Origin of the sequence: Paenibacillus hunanensis (assembly GCF_014645615.1) — a bacterium.
Classification (GTDB): domain Bacteria; phylum Bacillota; class Bacilli; order Paenibacillales; family Paenibacillaceae; genus Saccharibacillus; species Saccharibacillus hunanensis.
In genome coordinates this window covers 62,222-76,837 of the sequence record NZ_BMMB01000011.1, presented here as the reverse complement: position 1 = coordinate 76,837, position 14,616 = coordinate 62,222, and the positions used below count along the sequence as shown (strand labels likewise).

The 14,616-nt window shown below is 45.8% G+C and carries 16 protein-coding genes and 1 riboswitch; of the genes, 14 read left to right on the top strand and 2 right to left on the bottom strand.

Annotated elements, in window-relative coordinates; genetic code table 11:
• Nucleotides 1–23: 23 nt before the first annotated feature.
• Complete coding sequence (gene lexA, locus IEX62_RS20515; RefSeq protein ID WP_188777777.1) at nucleotides 24–650, bottom strand: transcriptional repressor LexA; 627 nt, start codon at nucleotides 648–650, stop codon at nucleotides 24–26.
• 298 nt (nucleotides 651–948) lie between these two features.
• Between lexA and IEX62_RS23875 the strand changes: the two genes are divergently transcribed.
• The 4 genes from IEX62_RS23875 (at nucleotide 949) to IEX62_RS20495 (ending at nucleotide 3,627) form a co-directional block, all read left to right on the top strand.
• Complete coding sequence (locus tag IEX62_RS23875; RefSeq protein WP_229685991.1) at nucleotides 949–1,566, top strand: LysM peptidoglycan-binding domain-containing protein; 618 nt, start codon at nucleotides 949–951, stop codon at nucleotides 1,564–1,566.
• Between the two features lie 252 nt (nucleotides 1,567–1,818).
• Nucleotides 1,819–2,019, top strand: coding sequence for a DUF896 domain-containing protein (locus tag IEX62_RS20505; protein ID WP_188777775.1), 201 nt, complete (start codon nucleotides 1,819–1,821; stop codon nucleotides 2,017–2,019).
• A gap of 159 nt (nucleotides 2,020–2,178) precedes the next feature.
• Nucleotides 2,179–2,700, top strand: a complete 522-nt coding sequence (locus tag IEX62_RS20500) for a methyltransferase (protein WP_188777773.1) — start codon at nucleotides 2,179–2,181, stop codon at nucleotides 2,698–2,700.
• Nucleotides 2,701–2,832: 132 nt separating this feature from the next.
• Nucleotides 2,833–3,627, top strand: coding sequence for an HAD family hydrolase (locus tag IEX62_RS20495; protein WP_188777771.1), 795 nt, complete (start codon nucleotides 2,833–2,835; stop codon nucleotides 3,625–3,627).
• A 210-nt stretch (nucleotides 3,628–3,837) separates the two neighbouring features.
• Here IEX62_RS20495 and mtnD read toward each other — a convergent pair whose 3' ends face one another.
• A complete protein-coding gene (mtnD, locus tag IEX62_RS20490) occupies nucleotides 3,838–4,377 on the bottom strand; it encodes an acireductone dioxygenase (protein WP_188777768.1) in 540 nt (179 codons plus the stop codon).
• Nucleotides 4,378–4,809: 432 nt separating this feature from the next.
• Between mtnD and ybiA the strand changes: the two genes are divergently transcribed.
• The 10 genes from ybiA to IEX62_RS20440 all read left to right on the top strand — a co-directional run bounded on the left by ybiA (nucleotide 4,810) and on the right by IEX62_RS20440 (nucleotide 14,003).
• Entirely contained in the window at nucleotides 4,810–5,364 is a 555-nt protein-coding gene (gene ybiA, locus IEX62_RS20485) for a riboflavin biosynthesis intermediates N-glycosidase (protein WP_188777766.1), read from the top strand.
• Between the two features lie 420 nt (nucleotides 5,365–5,784).
• A complete protein-coding gene (gene rnz, locus IEX62_RS20480) occupies nucleotides 5,785–6,705 on the top strand; it encodes a ribonuclease Z (protein ID WP_188777764.1) in 921 nt (306 codons plus the stop codon).
• Nucleotides 6,706–6,823: 118 nt separating this feature from the next.
• Nucleotides 6,824–7,627: a 5' nucleotidase NucF gene (gene nucF / locus IEX62_RS20475; protein WP_188777762.1), complete on the top strand. Its 804-nt coding sequence runs from the start codon at nucleotides 6,824–6,826 to the stop codon at nucleotides 7,625–7,627.
• A 156-nt stretch (nucleotides 7,628–7,783) separates the two neighbouring features.
• Nucleotides 7,784–8,608: an Fpg/Nei family DNA glycosylase gene (locus IEX62_RS20470; protein WP_188777760.1), complete on the top strand. Its 825-nt coding sequence runs from the start codon at nucleotides 7,784–7,786 to the stop codon at nucleotides 8,606–8,608.
• Nucleotides 8,609–8,629: 21 nt separating this feature from the next.
• Nucleotides 8,630–8,971, top strand: a complete 342-nt coding sequence (locus tag IEX62_RS20465; RefSeq protein ID WP_188777758.1) for a cyclic-phosphate processing receiver domain-containing protein — start codon at nucleotides 8,630–8,632, stop codon at nucleotides 8,969–8,971.
• A 33-nt stretch (nucleotides 8,972–9,004) separates the two neighbouring features.
• Nucleotides 9,005–9,328, top strand: coding sequence for a YbbN family protein (locus IEX62_RS20460; RefSeq protein ID WP_188777756.1), 324 nt, complete (start codon nucleotides 9,005–9,007; stop codon nucleotides 9,326–9,328).
• A 25-nt stretch (nucleotides 9,329–9,353) separates the two neighbouring features.
• Nucleotides 9,354–10,415, top strand: coding sequence for an SAM-dependent methyltransferase (locus IEX62_RS20455; RefSeq protein ID WP_188777754.1), 1,062 nt, complete (start codon nucleotides 9,354–9,356; stop codon nucleotides 10,413–10,415).
• Nucleotides 10,416–10,450: 35 nt separating this feature from the next.
• The gene (locus tag IEX62_RS20450) at nucleotides 10,451–10,924 is read left to right on the top strand and encodes a DinB family protein (protein ID WP_188777752.1); all 474 of its coding nucleotides are present in this window, start codon (nucleotides 10,451–10,453) and stop codon (nucleotides 10,922–10,924) included.
• A gap of 265 nt (nucleotides 10,925–11,189) precedes the next feature.
• The gene (locus IEX62_RS20445; protein ID WP_188777750.1) at nucleotides 11,190–12,689 is read left to right on the top strand and encodes a serine/threonine-protein kinase; all 1,500 of its coding nucleotides are present in this window, start codon (nucleotides 11,190–11,192) and stop codon (nucleotides 12,687–12,689) included.
• Between the two features lie 387 nt (nucleotides 12,690–13,076).
• Nucleotides 13,077–14,003, top strand: coding sequence for a hypothetical protein (locus tag IEX62_RS20440; RefSeq protein ID WP_188777748.1), 927 nt, complete (start codon nucleotides 13,077–13,079; stop codon nucleotides 14,001–14,003).
• A gap of 156 nt (nucleotides 14,004–14,159) precedes the next feature.
• Nucleotides 14,160–14,264: riboswitch (TPP riboswitch) on the top strand.
• Nucleotides 14,265–14,616: the final 352 nt, after the last annotated feature.

Genomic DNA, 14,616 nt, shown 5'->3' with positions numbered 1-14,616 from the left:
CCAGGCTCATCATCAGCAAGCCCTTAGTGCAGATTACGGAACAGACCAACTACTTTACCGAGAATCGTTACACGAGTAAGGCGCAATGGCTCATAACGTGGATTCTCTGGCTGCAAGCGGATATGATCCTTTTCCTTATAGAACGTTTTCACGGTAGCTTCGTCGTCCTCAGTCATCGCTACAACGATATCGCCATTGTTGGCTGTCTGTTGCTGACGAACGATAACGAAGTCGCCATTGTGAATGCCTGCTTCAACCATACTGTCACCGACAACGGAGAGCATAAACACTTGATTGTCACCGGTAAACTGCTGTGGCAATGGGAAGTAGTCCTCAATATGCTCAGTAGCAGTAATCGGTACACCAGCAGTAACCTTACCGATAATCGGTACGCGGGATACTGTCTGTGCAAACATCAGATTGTTTTCCGATTCCTCTTGACCGAGCAGCTCAATGGCGCGCGGCTTCGTAGGGTCACGGCGAATCAATCCTTTTTTCTCAAGGCGGTCCAGGTGTCCGTGAACCGTCGAGCTGGAAGCGAGGCCAACAGCTTCACCGATCTCACGAACGGATGGCGGATAGCCTTTCAATTTTACTTCATTCCGGATAAATTCCAGAATCGCCTGCTGGCGGTTAGAAATCTTGGACATACTGTATCAACCCCAATACTGTAACGTTTGGCAAAATTATAACATAGAACTTCCGTTCGTACAAACATAAGTTCTAAAAGTAAGTTAGAATTTACAGCAAACAAAGTAGCATGTATCACGTAGCACTTCTATAAAGTTGGATTCACGATTTTCTATATACAATCAGCCTTCTCCAATGCACTCTAAAACACTCCTGAAAAAAAGCGAACAAAAGTTCGAAAAACCTATTGATCAAAACATATGTTCGTGCTATATTCTTTTCAGGAAAACAAGAACAAACGTTTGGAGTGTGAAGCACATGCTTAAATATACTACATACAAAAGTATCCACGACACGAACTCAACTCAGGATGACGCTGCTTCGTCGACAGCAAGCACATCTACTCATACATCCACTGGATCTACACCATTATCAGCATCCAAGATGCAAGCATCGACGAAGAAGGCAGCATCCAGTGAGCCTTCAGTGAGCGAATGGGTATACGTGGATGGAGATACAGCAGGCACAGGACGTCACAAGCCATTAGCTAAACGCGCTGGACGCTCTTTCCGTCGCAAGACACTGGATCTGATCCAGATGACCGCTCGCAAAACGATGGGCAAGAGTAAGAAGTCGGCACGTCCATCCAAGAAGCGCAGATCCGGATGGAACTCTACAGGTCGCTTAATGGTAAGTATCTTGTTTGCAGGTGTACTGTTATATGGAGGATTTCAGCATTTTGTCACTGCGGATGAATCCCCTGCAATGAAGCAGCATGTGATCGTGACTGAAGGAGATAGCCTCTGGGCGATCGCTTCTCAATACAAAGCACCGGATACAGACATACGTGATTATATTGCCGAAATACGAGATGAGAACAATCTGAATACTAGCGATATTCGCAGTGGTGATGTGCTCGTTATCCCACACAACTGAATCTTTTAGAAATATGATGTTTCATATGTAGCAGGTCGCTAGCCTATACAAAAGTTCATTATTATGGATTGGACTATACAATATCTCATAAACATCTATCGTTGTATTTTGTTATTTTATTATCGTTATGATCTAACCGGATCTCCTCCGGATTTATATATTGTTCTATCGTTTGCTTGTCAGGTGCGAATAGCCTTGACAAGCTTTTTTTTACATGTCAAAGTTAGAAAAGATAGATTTGGGAGGGTAGTTATGGACATCGACGTAATCATTGCAAGAATTAACGAATTAGCACGCAAGAAAAAGGAAGTTGGACTTACTGCGGAAGAAGTAGTAGAGCGCGACGAGCTACGTCAGGTTTACCTGGGCAATATCCGCCGCAATTTCCGTCAGCAGCTCGAAACGATCGAATGGGTCGAGGACGCTGAGAACGAACAAAAAGGCAACGCATAAATAGCTGTGCTGTATTCACAGCTTTTTGTTATGTACAGTCTCATCTGATGATCATCGACGCAATAACCATACAGGGATGTCGCTACTGATCAACGATCAGGACACGGCATCCTGTTTTGTTATAACAGACTTACATTACAGATTATAGGGGGAAAAGCGATGTCCCGTTCCTGGGAAAGGCAAGTCAAGCGCAATACGAAGCAGTTGAATGATCGCCGTAAAAAGGCAGGTCAAGATCGTCTGGGCACAACAAAAGCCAGCTCTGAATTCACGGTGTACAAAGGACGCAATATTGTGTTCCCGGCAACACTTGTACTGCTCGGTCTTGTATACGGTACCATGGGGATTATGTATCCGGCTGCATCGACAAGCGTTATCCTGTTTGTCGTAACGGTACTGTTGTATGTGTTCCTTGGGGTGATTTTGTTCCTGCGCCGTCCATATCTAAAAGTAGGCAAGGATTCCTTAATTACAACAAAGTTTAATCGTGATCGTATTTTGACAGCTGCTAATGTGAAAAAGATTCGTTTACAAAAAGGTTATGTAGTTATCGAGCATAGCACAAAAGGCGGTGCATGGCTGTTCGCTCGTACACTCAACCGTTATGATACCGATGCAATGGCTGAACACCTGCGCAAATTTGCAGCAACTCACAATATCACAGTTGAAGATAAGCTGTAAGGATCGCTTGTCGTTAGCTAGTTGAGTAGCGCAGTATGATATACGTTATAGCTGTAAAAGGGCATGAGCTTCTCTTTAGCGATCATGCCCTTTTCACCAATATACTTGAACAATAACCGGGAGGGTTTGGACTTGAGTATTGAAGCCGTTTTGTTTGATCTGGATGATACATTGCTGTGGGATGAGAGAAGTATTGAGGAAGCGTTCCATTATACCTGCCTGACAGCAGCGAACCGCGAAGGCATTGATGCTGTCGAGCTGGAAAAGGCGGTACGCAAGGAAGCGCGCGCATTGTATGAATCGTATGAGACGTTCCCCTTTACACAGATGATCGGAATTAATCCATTTGAAGGCTTGTGGGCACAGTTCACGGCTGGAGAGCAGCCTGAATTCCGCAAGCTGGAGCAGATTGCGCCAGTTTATCGCAAGGAAGCCTGGAACAGAGGGCTACGTGCACTGGGAATCAACAATGAGGAGCTGGGCAATGAGCTGGCAGAGCAGTTTGTTCGTGAGCGTCGTAATCGCCCGCATTTCTATGAAGAAACCTTACAAATTCTTGGCGAGCTCAAGGGTAAAGTGAAGCTACTACTATTAACGAATGGTTGTCCAGCACTGCAACAGGAAAAGCTGGATGGTGTGCCTGAGCTGGCACCCTTCTTCGATCAGATCGTCATCTCGGGTGCATTTGGTCGCGGAAAGCCAGACCCATCGATTTTCCGTCATGCGCTGGAGCTGCTGAATGTGCAGCCAGAGCAAGCCTTAATGGTTGGCGATAAGCTGACTACCGATATCAAGGGTGCGCTGGCTACTGGCATCACTTCAGTCTGGCTGAATCGTAATGGCAAAACAAATGATAGCGATATTAAACCGGATCATGAGATCAAGCATTTGAGCGAAATTCATGAGATTGCTGCGCAAGCCGTCTAAAAGTAGCAGTCAAGCTTACTGAACGTGTACTAGCTGTATGTTTAATTTAGCGTTGTATACGACGTCAAGCAAGCCAACATGATATCAGCTCTAAAGTTAAAAAAACAAGCCTGCCTTATTCCTGTAGTAGGAGTAAAGCGGGCTTGTTTTTATATTTATGCAATTTAATATTGGAATTGAAATCCGTATTATTCAATAAAATCCAATCGCTTAAGCCTTCTGGAAAGAAGAATCCTCAAATGGATGAGCAACCCAGCCATCAGTTTCTACAAACAGGCGTACCGCAACAATTTTACGATTGTCGACCAGTGTGAAGAAGTGAGGTGTATTTTCAGGTACAGAGATGACATCGCCTGGCTCAAGCTCAACATCGAAGTAGCCGTGTTCAGGACTTTTAATAATGAAGATACCGTTACCAGAGACAATGGCGCGAATCTCGTCTTCTGTATGAGTATGGATTTCCTCGAATTTTGCCAGCTTCGCTTCCAGATCAGGAGTTGCTTCGGACAGGGTAATCACATCCCAAGTACGATAGCCACGGCGTGCAGCTAGATCTTGAATCTCAGGCTCAAACGTATCAAGCACCGCTTGCTTTTGCTCATCTGTCAAAGTGAAGTTCTCGCTCAGCTCGTCGGAGAGCTTGGATACATCCCACTTTTCGTATACAACCTCATGCTTGTTCAGAAACTCCAAAACCTGATCGTCACCGGAAATGCGCTCGTTTGTATTTCTAATTCTGATTTCAGCCATCGGATTACCCTTCTTTCTATGTTTTTAGAAGTATTATAAAAGATATGTCTACTATTGTCGATACTTTCACCAAAAACTCATTGAATGGAATCGCCAAATCATAGCTCCAGAACACGTAGGATTGATATTGAATATTTATGCGGAATTATAACATGAATATGTGATCTAGTTCCATATGATTCTATGATCACTGTAGCAGGTGTGTATGTTTTAAATAGGATATGGACTTGAGCAAACGGTACATCATAGTACATACTATTTAAGCTTTGTTACATGAGAGTCTTACACTAGAGCCGTAAATGAGCATCGATAAGCTGATTAGCCATAATGTATCTTAATATTTCTATCTTATTAATATATTGATAATAACTAAATATTAATATAAAATAAATACTATAGATATTGCTAAATACATACAAAGGAGTCATTCCCATGATCTATACATTACAAGCATTACAGCAGGACTATAATGCAGGCAAAAAGATAAAATATCTCTTCTTCTGGGGACATACACCAAAAGCTGTCGATCGAGTGGATCAGAGCTGCTTTAGTCAGTGGTGGCAAAGTGAGTTTACGATCGACGGCATAACGTATTCCTGTACAGAACAGTATATGATGGCAGAGAAGGCAAGATTATTTAACGATACCGAGATGCTGACGAAGATTATGGAAGCCAAGCATCCTAAGCAGATGAAGATGTTTGGACGCTCGGTACAGCATTTTGACAATGACATCTGGCAGGCACATAGCTATGAGATTGTGAAGCAAGGGAATATTGCCAAGTTCCAGCAGAATGAGGAGCTGGGGCAGTTTTTATGTAATACAGGTAAACGCGTGCTTGTTGAAGCAAGTCCGTATGATAAAATATGGGGAATTGGAATATCGAAGGATCATCCTGATATAGAGCGGCCTATCCACTGGAAAGGAACGAACTGGCTGGGGTTTGCATTAATGGAGGTTCGTGATGAATTGAATGCTCAGGTATGATTATCATTTACTCGTTCATAAAGCTATAAAAGCTACAAATAAAAGCTGTAGGAATCGATGAGTCTACTACACTCTATCATCGCTCCCTATGGCTTTATTTGTATAGTGTTCGAGAAAAGGGAGAAGATATGCAGTATCTGTATCGTTTCATGCACAGACTTCTATCTGCGTTCATATATCGATATCAAGGAATCCCTTTTGACAACGGCGTTTACGTGATATGATAAAGGATATTATCATTTTGCATAATCCTGCATGACAGGAAGCGGTCTGAGCGATGGAATAGGAAGAGATGCGTTTCAGATCTGCGCTCATATCTTTATTTATATAGTATGTTTATTTTGCTATAGAAGGTCATGCACAGCACGGGATACTATAGATTAACCGGACTGTGATGCATAGAGAGAAGGTTGTTGAAGGATGGAATTATATTTTCTTGGAACAAATGCCGGTGTGCCTACATTGCAGCGCAATGTGACCTCGATCGGCTTACGATTGTATGAAGAACGCAAAGCGCTTTGGCTGTTCGACTGTGGCGAAGGTACACAGCATCAGATTTTGCGCTCCCAGCTCAAGCTAAGCAAGCTGGAAAAGATTTTTATTACACATCTACATGGTGATCATCTGTTTGGCTTGCCTGGTCTGCTGTCCAGTCGCTCGAATCAAGGTGGATTGTCGCCATTAACCGTATATGGGCCTCCGGGATTAAAGCAATTTGTGGACATGGCGTTGGAGCTGAGTCAATCGCGTGTAGAATATGAGCTGAATGTAGTGGAGCATGAAGGGGGCGTCGTTTTTGACGATGATACCTTCCGTGTGGAAGCGGCATTGCTAGAGCATCGTATCGACAGCTATGGCTATCGGATTATCGAAAAGGAGCGTCCGGGGCAGCTTAATTTTGAATTGTTAAAGCAGCATGGCATTAAGCCAGGCCCTATTTACGGACAATTGAAAAATGGTGGTAGTGTTCAGCTCGACAATGGCGAAATGCTACATTCGCATCAAGTTGTAGGCGAACCCAAAAAAGGTAAAATCGTGACTATCCTAGGGGATACGCGACCATGCGGTAATGTGCTCGTGTTAGCACAGGACGCTGATCTGCTGGTGCATGAAGCGACATTTTTGCATGATATGCAGGATACGGCACGTAAGTACTATCATAGTACAGCGTATCAGGCTGCCGTTGCTGCACGGGATGCTGGTGTGAAGGAACTCATTTTAACTCATTTTAGCTCGCGTTATAAGGATGACCAGCAGATAGAGCAGCTACTAGATGAGGCGAAAACGGTATTTGCACATACCGAGCTAGCGCTGGAGCATCAGTTATTTCCAGTGCAATAAGCATATAATGGCAGATGAAAAACGTTCAGGGTTGCGGTAAGGTAAGCAAATCGTTTGCCTTATGCCGCAACTTTTTTTACAATGAGGATTGTGAGTAATAGAGAGGATGGCAAATGCAATGGCAAATGGAAAAGGATTACTGATTGATCTGGATGGCACATTGTATCATGGTAACCGGGTAATTCCTGGTGCGGCTGATTGGATCGCGCGTCTCAAGCAGGCGGGCATACCGTATCTGTTTGTGACGAACAATTCGTCACGTACTCCTGAGGGTGTGGCTGCGCATATGCAGGAGCTTGGTATTGAAGCCGAAGCAGATCAGGTGTGTACCTCAGCATTGGCTGCTGCTGCCTATATTGCTGGTGAACAGCCAGGTGCCTCCGTATATGTGATCGGTGAGCCTGGACTTGTAGCTGCTGTACAGGCTGCTGGATTAAAGGTGAGCGAGGAACAGCCGGATTATGTGCTGCAAGGGATTGATCGTTCCTTTACATATGACAAGCTGACGATAGCGCTTCGTCTGATTAGTGGGGGAGCGCGCTTTGTGCTGACCAATCCAGATTTGCAGCTTCCATCGCATGATGGTCTGTTACCCGGTGCAGGTACACTGGGCGCAGCGATCACAGCCGCAACGACTGTAGAGCCTGTCGTAATCGGTAAGCCTTCCTCAATCCTGATGGAATATGCATTACAACGAATCGGTCTGTCTGCTGAGGATGCCATTGTCGTTGGTGACAATATGCTGACGGATATTGCTGCTGGTGCAGCCGCTGGCTGTCCAACCATTCTGGTGATGACCGGTGTGACGACCGAACAGAATCTATCCCAGCATGAGGCACAGACAGGTGTACGTGCTGATCAAGTATGTCAGTCATTGAGTGAGATCGATCCTGCGCAGTTAGATCAGCTATCTCGTTTGTAATCATAATTAGAGATGACAGGCGGTTGCAGGGCTAAGAAGCTCGGCAGATGATAATGAATAAGGTGCCTGCATCTGGTATAAAATGATCACAGTGAATACATGAACGATAGAACGGTTAAAGCTGTTTTTTATTAATAGAGAGAGAGGGACAACACTATGCCTGAATTGCCAGAAATTGAAAATTATAAAGTACAACTGACTCATTATATTTTGAACACATCGATTGAGAAGCTGGTGATCCATCGTGCGCGCGTAGCGAATGTAGAGGCAGATCCAGTAAACCTGATGCTTAGCGGTAATCGTATTGCCTTTATTGAACGTCGGGGGAAATATCTGAATTTGCACCTGCATAGCGGACATCGTTTGCTGATTAGCATCGTGGCAGGTAGCTCGCTTTATTATGGTCTGCGTGAGCAAAATGAAGATCGCAAATGCGATGTAGAGCTGCAATTTGAAGATGGTAGCTCCCTGTATTACACCGCCGGGCGTCAGGGCGTATTCCACTATTGCTCTGCGCGGGAGTCGCAGGAATACTTTGCCGGTCTAGGTCTGGAAGCAACGGATCGTAAGCTGACACGCGAGCAATTCATCAAGCTGTTAAAAGGACGCCGCAGTGCACTGAAAACAGCGCTGATGAATCAGTCGCTGATCGCAGGGATTGGCAGCTATTATGCTGACGAGATTGCCTTTACCGCAGGTATCCTGCCTTCTGCAAAGGTGCAGGAGCTGGAAGAGGAATCACTGGGCAAGCTATATGAAGCCATGCGTAATGTGCTACAGGAAGCGATTGATGCAGGAGGGCATATGGAAGGGCAACCGCTGACAGCGAATGATTCGTTAACAGGTGGCTTCCATGCGCTGCGCCGTGTATATGAGCGTGAAGGTGAGCCATCCGTGCGTTCTTCAGATGATAAGGTGACCAAAATGGAAGTGGCAGGTAAAAAAGCGTACTACTGTCCAGCTTCCCAATTTGAAAACTAAGCGTGGATGGAGGAATCCGCTATGATCCATCTGTATTTAGATGATTATCGTCCCTGTCCGACAGGCTTTGCACTTGCTCGAGATGGCGAGGAATGTCTGATGATGCTGCGCGAATGCGAAGTGGACATTTTATCGCTGGATCATGAGCTTGGATGGGGACAGATGGATGGTACAGACGTGGTGAAGGCCATGATTCACGAAGGGCTGTATGCACGGGAGATTTATTTGCATACGTCCAGCATGTCTGGCAAAAAGAGCATGTATGAGCTGCTGTATCAGGCGAAGCCAGAGCATGTGATTTTGCACAATGGCCCGATTCCGGCTGAGCGTCTGGAGCAGATTGCACGTACAGCTCAGAAGTAAGCAAGATGGCTCGCTCGTACAGGAGGTAGAAATATGATACAGGAACTGAATGAACAGCAGGCGATGCAATTGGCTAAAGAGTCGGGTGAATCGGTTGTGCTCTATGCCTATACGCCGCTGTGTGGAACATGTAAAATGGGCAGACGTATGCTGGAAGCGGCATTGCCGTTATTGCCCGAACAACAGGTGTATGCGCTGAATATTAATTTTGCGCCGCGCTTTGTACAGGAGCTACAGCTGACCAGTATTCCGTGCCTGATCGTATTTGAGGCATGGCGTGAACGTCAGCCACGGCTGCTGTATCGGCTTGAATCGGTACAACGTATGATCGAGCATGTACGTGGTACTGCGGTATAAATGACTGGAGGCTAAAGATTATTTCATGAACGAACAGGAAACGATTCAACCAGCGGAATCACGCTGGATTGGTACAGCCAATCATGGCTTTGCTGCTTATGCGCAGGAGGAATTGAAGCGAGCATTTGGCTCGGTAAAAAGCTCGGTGCTTGTACCGGGAGAAGTGCTGTTACTAACACTGCCTGCGGATGCAGAGCAGGTGCTCCATCGTCTGCAAGCACAGCCGCTGATGTTTTTACGACATATTCAGCCTGTACGCTATGATCTTGTGTTAGAGCAACTGACAGAGCAGGAGCAGCAACCGCTGGATGCACTGGCGGCACTGCTGCTCAAGCGTGAGGAGCTATATGGTAAAACGATTGCGTTACAGGTTCGCAAAACAGGGGATGCCGAGACGGATGATAGCAATGCCTCTGAGCTTCGTCATCAGCTAGAGGAAAGACTTGCTGAACTGCATGCAGAATTTACAGTGCAGCAGCCGGAGCTGATCGTGTCGGTATTATGGACAGCGGATCGACTGTATGCAGGGATTTCCAAGCCTGAGGACAATCTGTCCGATTGGAACGGTGGAGCGATTCGTTTCCAGCGTGAGGAAGGTCAAATTTCGCGTGCCAAGTTTAAGCTATTAGAAGCGGAAAAGGTATTTGGCATCGACTTTACAGCCTTTCGTCGTGCACTGGATGTTGGTGCAGCACCAGGAGGCTGGACATCGTTCCTGCTGGAGCGTGGTCTGCAGGTGACTGCTGTAGACCCTGCCAAAATGCACCCTAGCCTGCAAAATCATCCGCAGCTCAAAACGGTTCGCCGTAATGCCGCTGATGTGAAATTCAGCGCAGGTGAATTTGATCTGCTCGTATGTGATATGAGCTGGAGTCCAAAGCTCACAGCACGTCTGGTCATCGATTTGCTGGATGCAGTGCAGCCAGGCGGAACAGTTATTGTAACGGTGAAGCTAATGCACAAAAAGCCACTTGCTGTTATCCGCGAGGTCATGGAATCGTTTGAAGAAGCACGTCTGCAAATTCAGCGTGCCAAACAATTATTTCACAATCGTGATGAAATTACGTTGTATATGGTAAAATATTAATATGTAGTTGCTGTATATCTTGAAGAAGGATGTGCATGATGCAAAATTCAATTTATCGTTATTTGCCTGATATGGAACGTTTTGTTGAGATGATTCGTGCTTTGCCAGAGGCTGAAGTTACATTCAAGCCTACGGAGACCGCCTGGAGTATTCATGAAATTGTTGTGCATTTGGTAGATACGGAAATTGTACTACAGCATCGTCTGAAGGCGGTACTGTCTGAAGAGCGACCTACGCTGATCGCATTCGATCAGGATGCGTGGGCGCGCAGATTGACTTATGCGTCGCTTGATCTGGAGCATCATTTGCAGGCGTTGCTTGCGCTGCGTCGTGCATTTGCACCGGTGCTGGAAACGGTAACGGAGGATGATCAACAGCGGATCGGCATGCATAATGAGGATGGCGAAATTACAGCACGTATGCTGATCGACAAGCTATGCATCACGCATCTGGAAGCTCATGTGAAGCAGGTACAGCGTAACCGTGATGCTTTTGCAGCACAAAAGTAAGCCAGGGTTAAGTTAGAATGTAGCTGTGTACTTCTAACGGATAGCATCATAATGCATGAGTGATGTTTTATCCTACGATATGGAAGACGTAGGCGTCAGATAACAGTCTTTACTTTGCTAGCTGTATCTTTTATAATTCGATTAGATTCATATTAATGGACAGGGAAAGCATCCCGTCTGCACTGCAGGGCTATCGTAGCTCGATGTGCAGACGAGATGCTTTTTTTATTATATTGAAATGGCGACAAAGAAAGGGGACTATGCGATGGCATTTCCAACGACTTTACATGAAGGCATGATTCTGGATGATCGTTATCAAATTGTGCGCAGGCTGGGGCATGGAGGCATGAGTCAGGTGTATCTGGCGCATGATCTGAAGCTGCCCGGCAAGGAATGGGCGATTAAAGAAACGATTGCAATCTCTAATAAATATCGGGAAGCAGCAGCGGAGGCGGCAATGTTAACTACGCTCAGTCATCCGTTTTTACCGCGTATTGTTGATTTTATTAATGGAGATGAAGTGGGATATACGTATATGGTCATGGATTATATCCGTGGCGAGACATTGGAGGAGAAGTTTCGCACTCATCCAGAGCAGGTAGATGTACCTTTTATTTTGCGTTGTGGTGATCAGCTACTCCGTGTACTGGAATATTTGCACCAGCATGAGCCGCCCATTGTTTTTCGGGATATGAAGCCGTCTAATGTGATGATTACACCTGATGGTGATGTACGGTTGATCGATTTCGGCATTGCACGTACGTTTAAGCCAGAGGAAAGCCAGGATACAATCAAGCTAGGAACAGTGGGCTTTGCGGCGCCAGAGCAATATGGGGGAGGACAGACGGATCATCGCTCTGATCTGTATGGATTGGGTGCATTGTTGCTCTATCTGGCAACTGGCGGCATGTATAGTGAATGGCTAGCTGGGATGGAGGGGCTGATACGGACAGATATGCCTCAGCATGCTGTACAGGTGCTACAGCGTTTATTGCAGCCCGATCCATCGCATCGTTTTCAGTCTGCCAGTGAGGCAAGACAGGCGCTTTATGTGAAGCCGCTTCAGCGCTCACATGGTCAAGGTAGAGCATCGACTCAGATCATCCAGTGGAATAAAACAACCCAGGTGATCGCATTGCTTGGAGCCAGCTCAGGCACAGGCACAACTCATACAGCGATTATGCTAGCTCATTATCTGGCGCGAATGAATCATACTGTAGCACTGGTAGAAATGAATAGTGACCCGGGAGCCTTTGCCCGTATTCAGCAGGTCGCGGTAACAGGTATGAATGAACAGCAGCGACTGCGTGAATCGCGTCAGTTTGAGCTGGAAGGCGTGCATTACTGGCGTGAGGCTGCACGTGCAGAGGTAGTTTCCCTGCTGAGTGGGAGCTACCAGTTTATCGTGCTTGATCTAGGTCGATATAGACAAAATGATCGACTGGAGGAGTTCCTGCGTGCAGATATGCCGATTATTATTGGCTCTGGTGCAGAATGGCGCTATCAGGATGTGATCGAGATGATGACAGCATTAAAGCAATACTCACGGGAAAAATGGCATTATTGTCTGCCACTTGCACAGGATGAAGCAGTACGAAGACTGCGCAAAGAGCTGGCTACTGACCAGGTCTATGCGTTACCTTGGCAGCCCGATCCATTTGATGAGGATGAAGATATTGCTATGCAGCTAGCTGTACTGCTACAGCGTTATCTTCCGATTGTCCGTAAAAAGCGCAAATTCCGATTCGGGTTACAGTTATTTTGATTCGTTTGTACCTGTACAAGCGAAGAATGAGACGTTAGACATAGAGCAAAAAGATGAACTTTCAAATTGCGCAAATTTTTGACTAAAATTGATGCAGTTGAAGGGGCTATAGGAGCAGGTAAGACTCGTCCTTTTATCCCTTTAAAGCTGAAGTCGATATAGTATAAGCTTAATGAGTAGGCAACTTGTAGTGAAGAATACCACTACATATGATATTACAAGTAATCTAGCAATGAATGATTAGATGGTGTGTTAAGCCGTTGTTATACTTTCTCATAACGTTAAGAAAGTGAATCAGATGGTAGAAAGCAAGCTGGTGTACGGACGATTGCGGAGGGCATTATATTCAGATCAGGAGCCTATCGATATGCCAAAGGGGGAGCAAATATGACAACGGTAATGTTTTGGAGTCCTGATGCCGGTCATGGTAAAACCTCGTCACATACAGCGATTGCAGCTATAACGACAGCCCTGCAATATAGAGCGCGTTTATTGCTTTGTCATAATGGACATCGAGGACATGGAGTGGAATCTGCCTGTGTAGAGGATCTGGCAGAGAAGGCTGCTGAAGTCTGGATGGAAGGCCCTGGTATTGATCGTCTGCATTATTTGCAGCAATCCGGTATTTTAAATGGTCATAATGTGTCGGATTACATGGTTCCGCTAATCCGTGGACGACTGGATCTATTATCCGGAACACGGCACAGTCATGAGGATGCTGGCTTTGGAGATGGCTTCTGGCGCTCCTTGCTTGCTGCTGCTGGTGAGGCGTACGATCTAGTTGTACTGGATGCAGGGGCAGGCGAGGATAAGCTGCCGTTACTGGAAATGGCTGATCTGGTCGTTGTGAATCTCAGCCAACATATGGAGCAGCTTCATCATTTCTTTGCTCATCCAGCTTATGCAGATTGGGCAGCCTCTTCCTGCTGGATTCCAGTTCTGGGGGCTTACCGGGCAGAAAGCAAGATTAATCTTGCACATATTAATCATACGTTTGGATTGAAGCGTCCGCTCTATGCGATTCGCGATTGTCAGCCATTTCATGATGCCTGGAATTCGCGCCGCTTGTTATCCTTTATGCGCTACAGGTTAATGCTGGATTGGCCGGAGGAGCAAGCTGGTGAATTTTTCCGTCAATCTTTTGAGCTGACGACTGCGATTCTGGAAGGGCTTGAGCAGCTAGAAGGAGCACCGCAGCCATCGCTTCGTACCATTAGAGAATATAACAGAGTTCAGCATATTCAATATACAGATCAAGCAGCGCAGGCATTAGCCACTCGACTTTCGCATTCGATGCATGAAAGCATGAAGTAAAGAATAGGAATTAAAGCGCATGAACCAAAGCATAGATCGAATCGTATCTATGCTAGATCAAGCGATGACTATGCGATGAAGCACTCTGTAGCAGTTGCTTTATCTGTTATGTTTTGCTAAGATGGGAATGCTTAATGAAGTGAGAGCATTATATATAATTTGCACTGGGGGAGCCTTTAAGGCTGAGATGACAGGTGATCTGTCGAACCCTTTGTACCTGATCTGGATCATACCAGCGTAGGGAAGTGGAAGAAGCATATCTCCATTTGCGTATAGTTCGTATGTTGACGTACTCGTCTGTGCCCATTTTGATCGGGAATGGCGATCATGGATAAAGTTTGTATCGTTGCAGGTTGTAATGACGGCGTTATCGCTTATGGCGAGGAACCCATTATGACCCGTACATACTGTCAATCATGCAAATACGTAACTGAGTTTGACTTCAATCATCATTGGGAAATACATATACGTGTATGCCTGATGTGGACGATGTTTATACGTAACGATACGATAAACAGCCACTTTCCTGAACGGGGAGGTGGCTTTTTTGCGTTTCATTAGCCGGCTGAGTCGCTATCAACGCAGCTTCATAAACAGAAGTGAACGGACACGG